We start from the raw sequence: 13,705 nt of genomic DNA, 5'->3' as shown, positions 1-13,705 counted from the left end.
GTGTCGTGGTGTGAAACGCCCCACAAGCCTCTCCGGTCACACCTTTCTGACCTGCGTAGACATCGCTTTCTGAGATCTTGGGCGGTACGCGGCCCGATCATCACTCGTGACAAACAAGGTCAATTGGCATGAGATCACCGGTCTCGGAGAGATACGGAATCGAGCCCAACCTTGGCCGGAATGGTCATCCCGCGACATGCCGTACGAGGCGGCCGAAGACCGCCCGGACCCCGCGTGGGCTCGGGCACCCGGTCCCGCCGGGGACTACGCTTCACCAGTGATGGACAACCCCGTACCGCCCCGTACCGCCGGCCCCGGGCCCCGCCGACGTGATCGCCACGGCAGGGGCATGCGCGGCCCGATCGCACCGCCCCAGGTACCGCTCGCGGCGAGCCGTGCCGAGGCGTTCGCGGACCTGGTGCAGGACTCCGTGGAGCGCCTGGAACGACGGTGGCCGCAGCTCGCCGACATCGACTTCCTCGTGCTGGAAGTACCCCGGCTGGAGGGCGAGACCTGGAACGACGAGGCGGTCCCCCTCGGCGGCACGATTCCCGCGCGCGAGGGACGCCCCGCGCGCGTGGTGGTGTACCGGCGCCCCGTGGAGATCCGCACCAAGGGCCGCGACGAACGCGCGGCCCTGGTGCACGAGGTCGTCGTCGAGCAGGTCGCCGAGCTGCTGGGGCTCACGCCCGAGACCGTCGACCCGCGCTACGGCGAGGACTGACCGGCTACTTCTGGAGCACCGACAGGTCCTGGTCGGCCTGCGGCACCTCGACCATGCCCCGGTCGTCCGGCAGCGTCTGCACCGTGAACCCCGGGACGCCGTCCTCGGTGACCGCCAGGGTCCGGGCCGCGTAGACCGGGCCCCCCGACACCGGCTCGACCGTCAGCGCGTACGTGCCCTTCAGACCGCTCGGGACCGGCAGTTCGACGTCCTGTGTGGTGCCGCCCTTGATCGTGTACGTCTTCGAAACCGCCGTGCCGCCGCCGCTGCCCGCCGACGCGGTCACCTTGACCTGCGCGCCGCGGCCGGGGGCCACGAGCGACAGCGTGGTGCCCTTGGCGCTGTTGTCGACGGCCGTCGCGCGTGTGCCCACCGCGCGCGTGGCGGGGATGAAAGCGGTCTCCTTCGCGTCGCCCTTGCCGCGGGTGACCCGCACCGCGGCGACGACCGGCACGGACTGGTCGGTCGGCGTCAGCACCAGCGAACCGGCCTCCCCGCGCATGACGTCGCCCAGGTCGACTGCGGTCGTCATACCCGCCTTGACGTGCAGCGTCTCGCTCCCGGCCGGCGTGATCAGCCCGGACGGCGAGGCGAGCTTCACCTTCAGGTCGGCGTCGGCGTCACCGGGCGTGAAGACGACCAGGCGGACGTCGGTGGCGTCCTTGGGGATGCCCGGCAGCACGAGGCTGCCCGCCGGGTCGGTGGACGCGGCCAGCCAGTCGCCGCCGATCTTGTCGTCGAGGGCCTGTACGGCGGCCCCGACCCGCCCGCTGCGGACGTTGACGTGCACGGTCAGGTTGGTCTGCTTGTCGCTGACGAGCGTGGACAGCAGGATCGGCTCGCTGGAGTGCGGCGGGACGGTGATGTCCTCGCCCGCCGGGGCCTCCAGGGCACCGTCCTTGCCGTACAGCTCGATGTCGACGACGGCCGCCGAGTCGTCGGGGTTGGTCAGGTGGACGTAGTCGGTGCGGTCCGCGTCGGTGCTGGCGCCGGGGAACCAGAACTCCGTGTCGGCCGCGGTGCAGTTGACGCCCTGCAGACCGCGTCCGGTGCCCGCGGCGACCTCGGTGGTCTCCTGCACGGTCCAGCCGGGCGCGAACTGGCCCTCGGCGGTGCCGATGAGCGCCGGGGAGTCGCCGCCGGAGGTGTCGCCCGTGACCGGGGTGCCGGGCTTCTTGGGGGCGAGGACCGGCTTGTCGGCCTTCTTCTTGCCGGACTTCTCCCCGTCCTGCGACTCCTGTGCGGCGGAGACCAGTTCGGCCTTGCCGTCGCTCCCCGCGCCCTTGGTGACGGGCGTGAAGGAGGTGTACGACGTCTCGGCGAGGTCGGAGGTGCTCGGGCTCGGGCAGAGCAGGCTCGTGCGCTCCACGGGCAGCTCGGTGGCCGTCGTGGCGGTGTCCGTGCCGGACGCGTCGGGCGTGGTGAGCGTGGCGAACCCGGTGACGGCGGCGAGGGCGGTCGCGCAGGCGATCAGGGACACGGTGGTGCGGTTCACTGCTGGCTCCCGTCGGGGTGCTCGCCGCGGTGCTGCTGCGGCTGCGCCGGGTCGTACGTCGCGTCGTAACCCTGGTCGTACGGCTGCCCGTACTGGTCGTACGGCGGCTGCTGCCCCTGTCCGCCGTACGCGTACGGGTCGTACTGGCCACCCTGGTACGGGTCCGCGTAGCCCTGCTGGTCATAGCCGCCCGCCGGGTACTGCTGGGCGGCCTGGTACTGGTCGCCGCCGTAGGCGTTGTACTCGGCGCCCGCGTAACTGGCCTGGTCCCACTCGCCGTAGGCCTGCTGCTGCGGAACCGGTACCGGGGTCTCCTCCGAAGGAGGAGACACGGACTCGTCGTCCTGGGCGGTCTCTTCGGCCTCGGCCTGGGCGCGCAGACGGCGGGCGCGGCGGCCCTCGCCCTCCATCGCCTGGGCGGGGATCGCCCGCTCCTCCTCGGGGAGGTCGTCGTCGATGTCGCGGCGCCGGCCCGGCAGGGCGAGGACCACGAGGACGACCGCGAGGGAGCCCTGCGCCCACAGCCACGCGGTGTGGGTGATCGGGTCGTCGTAGACGACGTCCAGCTTGCCGCCGGAAGCGGGGAGTTCGAAGCCCTGGGCCCAGCCGTCGACAGTCTTGGCGGTGAGCGGCCGGCCGTCCAGGGTGGCCGTCCAGCCCTCGGCGGCGGTGTCGGCGAGACGCAGGGTGCGGCCCTCGGCGCCGGCCGGGATCGTGGTGTGGATCTCGACGGGATCCGCGGCGACCAGCGTGGGCTCGCCGGAGCCGCTGACGATGGTGGCGCGGGCGACGTCCTGGTCGACCCGCCACAGCGCGCTTTCGTTCTGCTGGCTGAGCCGGGTCAGGCCCGGGGTGGCGTCCAGGACGCGGGCGACCTCGCGCGGGGCGCCCTTGTGGACCAGGACATAGCGCACCGCGAACTTGCCGAGTTCGTCGGACTGGTCGGCGCCGGAGCCGGCGACGAGGTTGGCGACGACCTTGTCGAGGCGGCTGTTCTCGCCGTCGGCGGCGGTGAGTTCGCCGTCGCCGAGGCGGGCACCGGAGCCGCGGACCAGCATGTAGCCGACGTGGGCCGTGGAGTCGCTGTCGAGGACGAGGGTGCGGGCCCGGTCGCGGTTGTTGCCGTCCTCGGCGACGAACGCGGGCACCTGCACCGGGTCGCGCCGCTCCAGCGGGCCGTCGGCGCCGCGGAGCATCCAGCCGGCGGCGACGAGCAGCGGGCCCGCGGCCGCGGCGAAGGCGATCAGTGCGGCGACCGGCTGGCGCCAGCCGAAGCTCTGCTCGGCCACGCGCGAGCGTGCCCCGTCGGCGCCGAGCATGGCGGCGGCCAGCAGGGCGATGCCGTAGACGAGGGTCGCCGGGCCGGCCCAGGTCGAGCCGTTGGACAGGACCGCGAAGACGAGGCCCACCAGGGCGACCGCCCAGGCCGTCCAGATTCCGAACTGACGCTCCGAGCGCAGCAGGGCGGCCAGCGCGGCCAGGACGACGCCGATGAGCATCAGCCCACTGACCGTGCCGGGGCCGCCGGGGCTGGCGCCGAGCAGATCGAGGGCGGAGGCGGACGAGGAGCCGTACGCGAGGCCGGCCTCGTCGAAGAAGCCGAACGGGAGCAGCGTCAGCGACCAGGGCGCGAGGATCAGCAGGGGCGTGCCGAGCTGGGCCAGGAAGCGCAGGCCGTAGGCCGTGACGTCGGTGCGGCGCACGGCCAGGACAGCGATGCCGAGGAGCAGCGCGATCGGCCAGATGATCGGCGTGAACGCGGTGGTGATCGTCAGCAGCAGGGCGTACGCCCAGGTGGCGCGCCAGCTGCCGCGCGCGTCCGAGGTGTGCGCGAGGCCGCTGGCCGCGACGCCCGCGCGGGCGATCAGCGGCAGCAGGATCGCGAGAACGGCGGTGCCGAGGCGGCCGCCGGCGAGCGCGCCGGTGGCGGCGGGCAGGAAGGCGTAGACGACGGCCGCCCACGCGCGCAGGAGCCGCGACTCGACCAGCGGGCGGGAGGCGAAGTAGGCGGTGAAGCCGGCCAGCGGCACCGAGCAGACGAGGAGGACGGTGATCGCGAGCCCGGTCGACCCGAACAGCAGGGAGGCGAACATCGCGACGATCGCCAGGTACGGGGGCGCCGACGTGGTGCCTCCGGCGCCGACCGCGTGCCAGGCGTCGAGGTAGCGCGACCACAGCTCACCGGAGTCGGCCGGGGCGGGCAGCAGGGCGCCGCCCGTGAGCGCGCCGGCACCGAGGAGTTCGCGGCAGGCGGCCAGCGAGACGAGCAGCAGCACCAGGAAGAGCACCGGTCCCGGCTTGCGGGCGATGCGCTTGACGCGGGCGAACTGCTCGATCTCCAGGAAGTCGGCGTCGTCGCCGCCGGGCCCGGACTCGACCGCGCCGCCGTGCCGTCCCGCGCCCGAGGTGGCTTCGGGATCCGAGCTGCCGAACAGGTCGCCGGCGACCTGTTCGACGGTGGCCCGCACGGTCGCGCCGGGCGGCGGGAACAGCGGCCGCATCTCGCCCTTGTCGACCACCGGGGTGCCGCGCCTGCGGCGGCCGGCGATGATCCGCTCGGGCCGCAGCAGGGTGCCGAGCAGGCCGCGGATCTCGTCGAGGGCCTGTCCGGGGACCTTGCCGACGAGGTTGGCGACCGTCCGCAGCACGGTGCCGACGACGAGTCGCAGCAGGACCCAGGGCAGCACAGCCGTACGGCTGTTGACGAGCAGGGTGTAGGCGGCGCCCGCCTTGTCGACCTTGTGCGGGGAGGCCGCGGTGCGGCCCACGCAGTCGACGGCGCGGCGCTCGCGGGAGGCCGCCTCGGCGTGGCGTACGACCGCCTCGGGGGCGACGAGGACGCGGTGGCCGGCCGCTGTGGCGCGCCAGCACAGGTCGACGTCGTCGCGCATCAGGGGCAGGCGTCGGTCGAAGCCGCCGAGCTGCTCGAAGACGTCGCGGCGGATGAGCATGCCGGCGGTGGAGACGGAGAGCACGGGCCGGACGTGGTCGTGCTGGCCCTGGTCCTGCTCGCGGCGGTCGAGGCCCGTCCAGCGGCGCCCGGAGTGGGCGATGGTGACGCCGACCTCGAGGAGCTGCCGCTTGTCGTACCAGCCGCGGAGCTTGGGGCCTACGACGGCGACGTCGTCCCGGCCGAGCTCCAGTTCGTTCTCCACGACCCTCAGCAGCTGGGCCAGGGCGTCGGGTTCGGGGGCGCAGTCGTCGTGCAGCAGCCACAGCCACTGGACCGGCTCTCCGTGCGGGAGGTCCGGCAGGTCGTACGCGTCGTCGCGCCACGTGCGCGTGACGGGGTCCCAGCCGCTGGGCCGCTTCAGGTACGGCAGCTCCTCGGGAGTGAGGAGGGGCGCGCTGCGGTTGGCCTCCTCGACGGCCTGGCCGAAGCCGGTGCGGCGGGCGAGGTGCAGCACGTGGTCCGGTCCGAGGGCCTCGGTGACCAACTGCGCGGAGTCGTCGGCGCTGCCGGTGTCGGCGGCCATGGCGAACTGGACGGGGCGCTCCTGGCCGAGCAGCCCGGCGAGCGCGTCGGGGAGCCAGCGGGCGCCGTCGTGGGAGACGAGGACCGCGGTCACCACATGACGCGGGAACTCAGGAGTGGCAGCGTCGTGAGCTGCCGTGTGGCTGTGCACGGACATCGAGGTACGGGCCCCGGTTCGGTGGACTGCGGTGGACGCCTGTGCCCCGAGGGGGCAGCGGGGCGTCTCGGACGAGCGCCCACACTATCGGCTGGGCATGACGGCGGCCCGCCGCCTGTGGATAACCCACCTGCGACGGGCCGTAAGTCCCGTATGTGCGTGCGATGTGGTGCCGGTCGGTCAGACGGCTGCCTTCTTCAGGCGGCGGCGCTCCCGCTCCGACAGGCCGCCCCAGATGCCGAACCGCTCGTCGTTGGCGAGGGCGTACTCGAGGCACTCGGAGCGGACTTCACAAGCCAGGCAGACCTTCTTGGCCTCGCGGGTGGAGCCACCCTTCTCGGGGAAGAAGGACTCGGGGTCGGTCTGGGCGCACAGCGCGCGCTCCTGCCAGCCGAGTTCCTCGTCCGCGTCGTCGACCAGCAGTTCCTGCACCAGCTCGGTCATGTGCGCCCCTCGTCTGTCTTCCACGTCCCCGTGATGTAGCCGTAACCGATTTCGGCTGAACGACACGAGTGAAATTACAAGTGTGCTGCTCCGGGCGAGTCAAGCCGAGATCTGCTATTGGGCCCCTTATTCACTCTGCGGAACCAAGGCCTAGCGGAAAGTGTTCAAATCGCCATAAACCTTGACAAGCAGATGGGGCCCGGGGGAGCTTCCGACCCGCGCAGGACCTGTACGGAGAAGGACGCGCAGAACTTCGATCCCGTTCCGTGCGCCCGGTTGTGCGCCATGTGTCCCGGTAGACGCTTGAACAAACCTTTCACCTCTCAGATGAACCGGATGAGGTGAAACATGTCCCACATGTCGGTGTCGAGTTGACAGTGCCGGGTGTGAGCCGCTGTCCTTGTGGGCATGCTCGCGAACTTGGCACTCACCTCGACCCGCACCGCCGGGTCCCACGGTGCTGCCCGCGCGCGCTGTAGCTGTTGCTGTCCCAGCTGTTGAGCGACACCCGCTCCAGCTGAAGGCCGAGTCGCCCCGCGACTCGGCTCTTCTGTTCCCCTCTGACCTTCTTTCACTGAGGAACCAGCGCATCCCATGAACAGCGACAACGACCTCCAGATCGCCGGCGACCTGCTCGAGGTCCCGCACCTGCTCCAGGCTCCGCGCGAGCACCCGGCGACCGTCGCCGAGTTCGTCGGCCTGGCCCGCTCCATCGCCGCCGACCGCTCGCAGTGGGAGCACCTCGTCGAGTACGACGCGACGAGCCGCTGGTACCACCGGCTGCGCACCGGTCCCGGCTACGAGGTGTGGCTGCTGTCCTGGGTGCCCGGTCAGGGCAGCGGGCTGCACGACCACGGCCTCTCCTCCGGAGTGCTGACCGTCCTGGACGGCGAGCTGACCGAGCGGACGGAGCGGGGCACGCGCGCGTTGCGGGCGGGTTCGCAGCGGGTCTTCGCGCCGGGCTATGTGCACGAGGTCGTCAACGACGCGCTGGAGCCGGCGGTCAGCCTGCACGTCTACTACCCCGGCCTGACCGAGATGCCGATGCACACGGCGTGCACCGCGGCCCCCGCGACCTACGACGAGGTGGACGTCGTAACCGCCTGACGCGTTGTCGTACCCGCCTGCAAGACTTGGGCCCATGCGCATTGTGGTTCTGGCAGGCGGCATCGGTGGTGCCCGGTTCCTGCGCGGTCTGAAGCAGGCCGTGCCGGACGCGGACATCACGGTCATCGGCAACACCGGGGACGACATCCACCTCTTCGGACTGAAGGTCTGCCCGGACCTCGACACGGTGATGTACACGCTCGGCGGCGGCATCAACGAGGAACAGGGCTGGGGCCGGGCCGACGAGACCTTCCATCTCAAGGAGGAACTCGCGGCGTACGGCGTGGGCCCGGAGTGGTTCGGACTGGGCGACCGGGACTTCGCCACGCACATCGTGCGGACGCAGATGATCGGCGCCGGGTTTCCGCTCAGCGCGGTCACCGAGGCGCTCTGCGACCGCTGGCGGCCGGGCGTCCGGCTGATCCCGATGTCCGACGACCGCGTGGAGACGCATGTGGCCGTCGAGGTGGACGGCGAGCGCAAGGCGATCCACTTCCAGGAGTACTGGGTGCGGCTGCGGGCCTCGGTCCCGGCGGAGGCGATCGTGCCGGTCGGTGCTGAGCAGGCCAAGCCCGCGCCGGGCGTCCTGGAGGCCATCGCCGAGGCCGACGTGATCCTCTTCCCGCCGTCCAACCCGGTCGTCTCGGTCGGCACGATCCTCGCGGTGCCCGGCATCCGTGAGGCGATCGCCGAGGCCGGGGTGCCGGTGGTCGGGCTCTCCCCCATCGTCGGGGACGCGCCCGTGCGCGGGATGGCCGACAAGGTGCTCGCTGCGGTGGGAGTGGAGTCGACGGCCGCGGCGGTCGCCGAGCACTACGGCTCGGGACTGCTGGACGGCTGGCTCGTCGACACCGTGGACGCGGGCTCCGTGGAGCGGATCGAGACGGCGGGGATCCGCTGCCGGGCCGTACCGCTGATGATGACGGACCTCGACGCGACCGCCGAGATGGCCCGCGAGGCGCTGGCGCTGGCCGAGGAGGTACGCGCGTCGTGACCACGGACGGTTTCCGCGCCTGGGCCGTGCCCGGCCTCCCCGAGATAGCGCCCGGCGACGACCTCGCCAAGCTGATCGCCGCCGCCGAGCCCGGTCTCGCCGACGGTGACGTCCTCCTCGTCACCTCGAAGATCGTCTCCAAGGCGGAGGGCCGGATCGTCGAGGCGGCCGACCGGGAGGCGGCGATCGACGCCGAGACGGTCCGGGTGGTGGCCCGGCGCGGAGCGCTGCGGATCGTCGAGAACCGGCAGGGTCTGATCATGGCGGCGGCCGGCGTCGACGCCTCGAACACGCCCGCCGGTACGGTCCTGCTGCTGCCCGAGGACCCGGACGCATCCGCCCGCGCGATCCGCGAGGGCCTGCGCGACCTGCTCGGCGTCAGCGTCGGGGTCCTCGTCACCGACACCTTCGGGCGGCCCTGGCGCGCGGGGCTCACGGACGTGGCGATCGGCGCCGCGGGCGTGCGGGTGCTCGACGATCTGCGCGGGGGCACGGACGCGTACGGCAATCCGCTCAGCGCCACCGTCGTCGCCACGGCCGATGAACTCGCCGCGGCCGGTGACCTGGTGAAGGGCAAGGCCGCCGGGCTGCCCGTCGCGGTCGTGCGGGGGCTGGCGCATGTGGTGGCCGAGGAGCACGGAGAGGGGGCGGGCGCCATGGTGCGCGGCGCGCGTGACGACATGTTCCGGCTGGGCACCTCCGAGGCGGTACGGCAGGCGGTGACCCAGCGCCGTACGGTCCGCGCCTTCACCGACGAGGCGGTCGACCCCGGCGCGGTGCGCCGCGCGGTCGCCGCGGCCGTGACGGCTCCGGCACCGCACCACACGACGCCGTGGCGTTTCGTGCTGCTGGAGTCCGCCGAGTCGCGGACCCGGCTGCTGGACGCGATGCGGGACGCCTGGATCGGGGATCTGCGGCGGGACGGCAAGAGCGAGGAGTCGATCGCCAAGCGGGTGAAGCGCGGGGACGTGCTGCGCAACGCGCCGTACCTGGTGGTGCCGTGTCTGGTCATGGACGGTTCGCACGACTACGGCGATCCGCGGCGGGACGGCGCCGAGCGGGAGATGTTCGTCGTCGCGACCGGGGCCGGGGTGCAGAACTTCCTCGTCGCGCTGGCCGGGGAGCGGCTGGGGTCGGCATGGGTGTCCTCGACGATGTTCTGCCGGGACGTGGTGCGCGAGGTCCTCGGGCTGCCTCAGGACTGGGACCCGATGGGGGCGGTGGCGGTCGGGCATCCGGCTGAGGAGCCGAGGCCGCGCCCGGACCGGGACGCGGGGATGTTCATCGAGGTGCGGTGAGGGCGCCCCACGTACCTCTACGCTCGATGGGACCCTCGCAGGACTCTCGTAGGCCCTCTTCACCTCTCCCGGGACTTCATTCGTGGCTGGACGGTTCACCCCGCGGCCCACGCGTACGACCGTGCGCGGCGGGCATGTCGCCGTGCCCGGGGGTGTGCCGCGGCCGGCGGCGGCGCCGGGGCGGGTACGGACGTGGACGCCCGAGGGGCCGCTGGATCTGGGGCTGGTGCTCGGGCCGTTGCGGCGGGGGCCCGCCGATCCGACGTTCCGGGCGATGCCGGACGGTTCGGTGTGGCGGGCCAGTCTCACGCCCGCCGGACCGGGGACGCTGCGGGTCACCGCGGGCGGTGGTCAGGTGCGCGGGGAGGCGTGGGGGCCGGGGGCCGAGTGGCTGCTCGACGGGCTGCCGTCGCTCCTCGGGGCGGCCGACGATCCGTCCGCGTTCGCGCCCCGGCACCGGTTGGTGGCCTCGGCGCAGCATCGGCGGCCGGGGCTGCGGCTGACGCGGACGGGGCTGGTGCTGGAGTCGCTGATCCCATCGATCCTCGAACAGAAGGTGACGACCGACGAGGCGTACCGGGCCTGGCGGTCGCTGGTACGGAAGTACGGCGAGCCGGCGCCGGGGCCCGCGGCCGGTGGGCGGCTGTACGTGATGCCCGCTCCCCGGACGTGGGCGTTGATCCCGTCCTGGGAGTGGCATCGGGCCGGGGTCGACAACAAGCGGGCGTCGACGATCCTGCGGGCGGTGCGGGTCGCTGCCCGGATGGAGCAGGCGATGGCGATGGAGCCGGCCGAGGCGCAGGCCCGGTTGGAGGTCGTGCCGGGGATCGGGCCGTGGACGTCCGCGGAGGTCGTGCAGCGCAGCCATGGGGCGGCGGACGCGGTGACCGTGGGGGATCTGCATCTGCCGGGGATCGTCGGGTGGGCGCTGGCCGGGGACCGGGACGCGGACGATTCTGTGATGTTGGAGCTGCTGGAGCCGTACGCGGGGCAGCGGCATCGGGCGGCGCGGTTGATCCTGCTGAGCGGGCGGACGCCGGCGCGGCGGGCGCCGCGGATGCCGCGGGGGGACATCGGGCGGCTGTGAGGGGTGGGGGCGGGCCTCGGGCGTTTTTCGCCCCCGCCGCCCCTACCCGTCCCATCCCCCAGGGGCGCTGCCCCTTCGACCCCGGTACCTGGGGGCTCCGCCCCCCAGACCCCCATCGGCCCGAAAGGCCTCGTCCTCAAACGCCGGACGGGCTGAAAGACACGGGCGGGTGGGGGATCGGGGCGGTGCGGCCTCGTCCTCGGACTCCCCCAGACGGGCTGAGACTGCCTGGCCGGGCTACTGGTCCGAGGAGAAGCGCACCGCTCCCGCTGGGATGCGTGCGTCGCACCACACCCGGGCGCCCTCGCGCAGTTCGTTGTCGGCGCCGATCACCGCGCCGTCGCCGATGACCGTGCCGGTGAGGACCGAGCGCTCGCCGACGCGCGCCCGGGTGCCGATCAGGGAGTCCGTGATGACGGCGCCGGGTTCGATGACCGCGCCCGGCAGGATCGTGCTGCCGAAGACGCGGGCGCCCTCGGCCACGAAGGCGCCCTCGCCGACCACGGTGCCGCCCGTCAGCTTGGCGTCGGCGGCCACCCGTGCCGTGGGGAGGACGAGGCGGTCGCCGCAGCGGCCGGGGACCGCCGGGGAGGGGGCGCGGCCGAGGACGAGGTCCGCCGAGCCCCGTACGAAGGCGGCGGGGGTGCCGAGGTCCAGCCAGTACGTCGAGTCGACCATGCCCTGGAGGTGGGCGCCGGCCGCGAGGAGGTCCGGGAACGTCTCGCGTTCGACCGAGACCGGGCGGCCCGCCGGGATGGTGTCGATCAGGGAGCGGCGGAAGACGTACGCGCCCGCGTTGATCTGGTCGGTGACGATCTCCTCGGGTGTCTGCGGCTTCTCCAGGAAGGCCAGCACCCGGCCCGAGGGGTCGGTCGGGACCAGGCCGTACGCCCGGGGGTCCGTCACCTTCGTCAGATGGAGGGAGACGTCCGCGTTCGTCGACTCGTGGGTGGCCACCAGCGCCCTGATGTCGAGGCCCGTCAGGATGTCGCCGTTGAAGATCAGGACCGGGTCGTCCGGCGCGGAGTGCAGCCGGGACGCCACGTTGCGGATGGCGCCGCCCGTGCCCAGCGGCTCGTCCTCGGTCACGTACTCGATGTGGAGGCCGAGGGCCGAGCCGTCCCCGAAGTACGGCTCGAAGACCTCCGCCAGATAGGACGTGGCGAGGACGATGTGGTCCACGCCCGCCGCTCTCGCTCTCGCCAGCTGATGTGTGAGGAAGGGGACCCCGGCCGCGCGGACCATGGGCTTCGGCGTGTGCACCGTGAGCGGGCGCAGCCTCGTGCCCTTGCCGCCGACCAGGAGGATCGCTTCTGTCACCTGTCGTCTCCGCTTCCTGCCGGTGACCGGCCGAACTGTCTTTCGGCCGGTCAGTGTATGCAGACCGTTGTGCGGCGCTTTCGGCGGCAGTGCGGTACTCCGCCCCAGGCCCCCGATGGCGGTGGAGATGTCTGAACGCGGTCCCCCGGTTCCCCTACCGCCCCTGGAGGCCGGCCGCGGTCGAACGGGCCGAGCCGAGCTTGCCGTAGAGCTTCGCGCCGGGGCACTCGGTGGAGAAGCCGTCCCGGTGGCCGGAGATCACGTTCAGACGTACGTTCTTCCCTTTTTGATAGAGATTGCCACCGCCCGACTTCAGGTATGTCTTTCCGCGCGGATTGGCGCCGAAGAGACCGAGCTTCCACGCCGTGAGCCGGGCGATCGCCGTCACGGCGGCGGCCTTGGGACGGGTGGAGCCGAAGCTGCCGAGAACGGCGATCCCCATGCTGTTGGTGTTGAAACCGAGCGTGTGGGCGCCCAGGACCGGCTTCGTCACTCCCCCGGCGCGGCCCTCGTAGATCTTGCCGCACTTGTCGACGACGAAGTTGTAGCCGATGTCGCGCCAGCCCATGCTCCGGACGTGGTAGCGGTAGATACCGCGAATGACGGAGGGCGCCTGCGAACACTTGTAGCCGTTCCCGGTGGCGGTGTGGTGGACGAAGGCGGCCTTGACCTTCTTCGTGTAGACGAACTTCTTCTCGCGCAGGCTCTCGTCCGCGCCCCAGCCGCGCCGGGTGACGATGCCCGGGCGCGGACCGATGTACGGCTTGACCCGCTGCTGCTGCGTCAGTTCGCCGTCCCGCAGGGCGAACAGTTCCCGCTCGGTCCCCGCGCGGTCGAGGGCGGGGATCTCCAGGGCGCCGAGCGGGACGAGGTCGGCGTTGGCGGCGGAGGCGGTGACGGACCCGGTGGCGAGCGAGGCGGCGCGCGCGGCGCCCATCGGCGGGCTCTGGGGAGCCGCGGCCTCCCCGGGGTCCACGAGTTCCAGACGCAGCCCCGACGGCAGGGCGCCGGCCGACGCGGCGCGCTGCTCGGCTTCGGCACGCACGCGTACCTCGACGCCGTCCGAGTCCCCCACCCACAGCGGCGCCGTCGCCCCGCGCACCCGCCCCGAGGTGCGCTCGGCCGTGTCCGGGTCGGCGCCGTCGTCGCCGTAGTGCGTCTCGACGTCCTGCCAGTCGGACCAGACGCCGGACGTGGCGGCACGCGTGCGTACCTGGACGCTGCCGTGCAGTGCGGTGTCCGGGTCGTCCCAGACGACGCCGACCATCGAGAAGTGGTTCACCTCGCGGGCCGGCAGGCCCTGTTCGGCGGCGCCGAGGACGCGGTCGCGGCCCAGGGAGGCGAGGGGAAGGGACTGGGTGCTGCCGGGGACGAACACTTCCGCGTTCGGCGCCGGGCGTGCGACGGTCGCGGCGGCGGGTGGGCCCGGCGGAAAAGCCAGAGCGGCCGCGCACGTGACACCGATCGAGGAAGCCAGGAATCCACGCATGCCAACGATCGTGAACACACTCGGATATTTCCGCCATTCGGGAATTGACGGACCGTCGGGGCGCGTTCCCCCGAACCGGCGACCCCGCCCCTCGTTGCGCGGCGTCGCCCCCGCG

10 protein-coding genes are annotated in these 13,705 nt (G+C 72.7%); 5 read left to right on the top strand and 5 right to left on the bottom strand.

Features of this window, described 5'->3' with window-relative positions; translation table 11 throughout:
- The first annotated feature begins 280 nt into the window (after window positions 1-280).
- Entirely contained in the window at window positions 281-724 is a 444-nt protein-coding gene (locus ACFY0U_RS43645; RefSeq protein ID WP_388645819.1) for a metallopeptidase family protein, read from the top strand.
- A gap of 4 nt (window positions 725-728) precedes the next feature.
- Here the strand turns inward: ACFY0U_RS43645 and ACFY0U_RS43640 are convergent, their stop codons facing one another.
- From ACFY0U_RS43640 to ACFY0U_RS43630, 3 genes are all read right to left on the bottom strand, one after another.
- Window positions 729-2,219, bottom strand: coding sequence for a DUF5719 family protein (locus ACFY0U_RS43640; protein WP_388645794.1), 1,491 nt, complete (start codon window positions 2,217-2,219; stop codon window positions 729-731).
- On the bottom strand, window positions 2,216-5,851 hold the full coding sequence (locus ACFY0U_RS43635) for a glycosyltransferase (protein WP_388645793.1): 3,636 nt from the start codon (window positions 5,849-5,851) through the stop codon (window positions 2,216-2,218). The genes ACFY0U_RS43640 and ACFY0U_RS43635 overlap by 4 nt, the downstream gene beginning before the upstream one ends.
- 180 nt (window positions 5,852-6,031) lie before the next feature.
- Window positions 6,032-6,295 carry a WhiB family transcriptional regulator gene (locus tag ACFY0U_RS43630; protein ID WP_164338682.1) on the bottom strand — a complete coding sequence of 88 codons (264 nt, stop codon included), beginning with the start codon at window positions 6,293-6,295 and terminating at the stop codon, window positions 6,032-6,034.
- Between the two features lie 594 nt (window positions 6,296-6,889).
- On the opposite strand from ACFY0U_RS43630, the gene ACFY0U_RS43625 reads away from it, so the two are divergent.
- The 4 genes from ACFY0U_RS43625 to ACFY0U_RS43610 all read left to right on the top strand — a co-directional run bounded on the left by ACFY0U_RS43625 (window position 6,890) and on the right by ACFY0U_RS43610 (window position 10,781).
- Entirely contained in the window at window positions 6,890-7,402 is a 513-nt protein-coding gene (locus ACFY0U_RS43625) for a cysteine dioxygenase (protein ID WP_388645791.1), read from the top strand.
- A gap of 34 nt (window positions 7,403-7,436) precedes the next feature.
- Entirely contained in the window at window positions 7,437-8,396 is a 960-nt protein-coding gene (cofD, locus tag ACFY0U_RS43620; RefSeq protein ID WP_388645789.1) for a 2-phospho-L-lactate transferase, read from the top strand.
- The gene (locus ACFY0U_RS43615; RefSeq protein ID WP_388645787.1) at window positions 8,393-9,694 is read left to right on the top strand and encodes a coenzyme F420-0:L-glutamate ligase; all 1,302 of its coding nucleotides are present in this window, start codon (window positions 8,393-8,395) and stop codon (window positions 9,692-9,694) included. Before cofD ends, ACFY0U_RS43615 begins: the two co-directional genes overlap by 4 nt.
- Before the next feature lie 82 nt (window positions 9,695-9,776).
- A complete protein-coding gene (locus tag ACFY0U_RS43610; protein ID WP_388645785.1) occupies window positions 9,777-10,781 on the top strand; it encodes a DNA-3-methyladenine glycosylase family protein in 1,005 nt (334 codons plus the stop codon).
- Window positions 10,782-11,018: 237 nt separating this feature from the next.
- Here ACFY0U_RS43610 and ACFY0U_RS43605 read toward each other — a convergent pair whose 3' ends face one another.
- Window positions 11,019-12,101 carry a sugar phosphate nucleotidyltransferase gene (locus tag ACFY0U_RS43605; RefSeq protein WP_388645783.1) on the bottom strand — a complete coding sequence of 361 codons (1,083 nt, stop codon included), beginning with the start codon at window positions 12,099-12,101 and terminating at the stop codon, window positions 11,019-11,021.
- 154 nt (window positions 12,102-12,255) lie between these two features.
- Window positions 12,256-13,590 carry a peptidoglycan recognition protein gene (locus ACFY0U_RS43600; RefSeq protein WP_388645782.1) on the bottom strand — a complete coding sequence of 445 codons (1,335 nt, stop codon included), beginning with the start codon at window positions 13,588-13,590 and terminating at the stop codon, window positions 12,256-12,258.
- Between the last annotated feature and the right edge of the window lie 115 nt (window positions 13,591-13,705).

The organism is Streptomyces sp. NPDC001536, from assembly GCF_042894505.1.
Taxonomy (GTDB): domain Bacteria; phylum Actinomycetota; class Actinomycetes; order Streptomycetales; family Streptomycetaceae; genus Streptomyces.
Note: the sequence above shows the minus strand (reverse complement) of the source record. Positions and strands in the feature narration are given on the sequence as shown.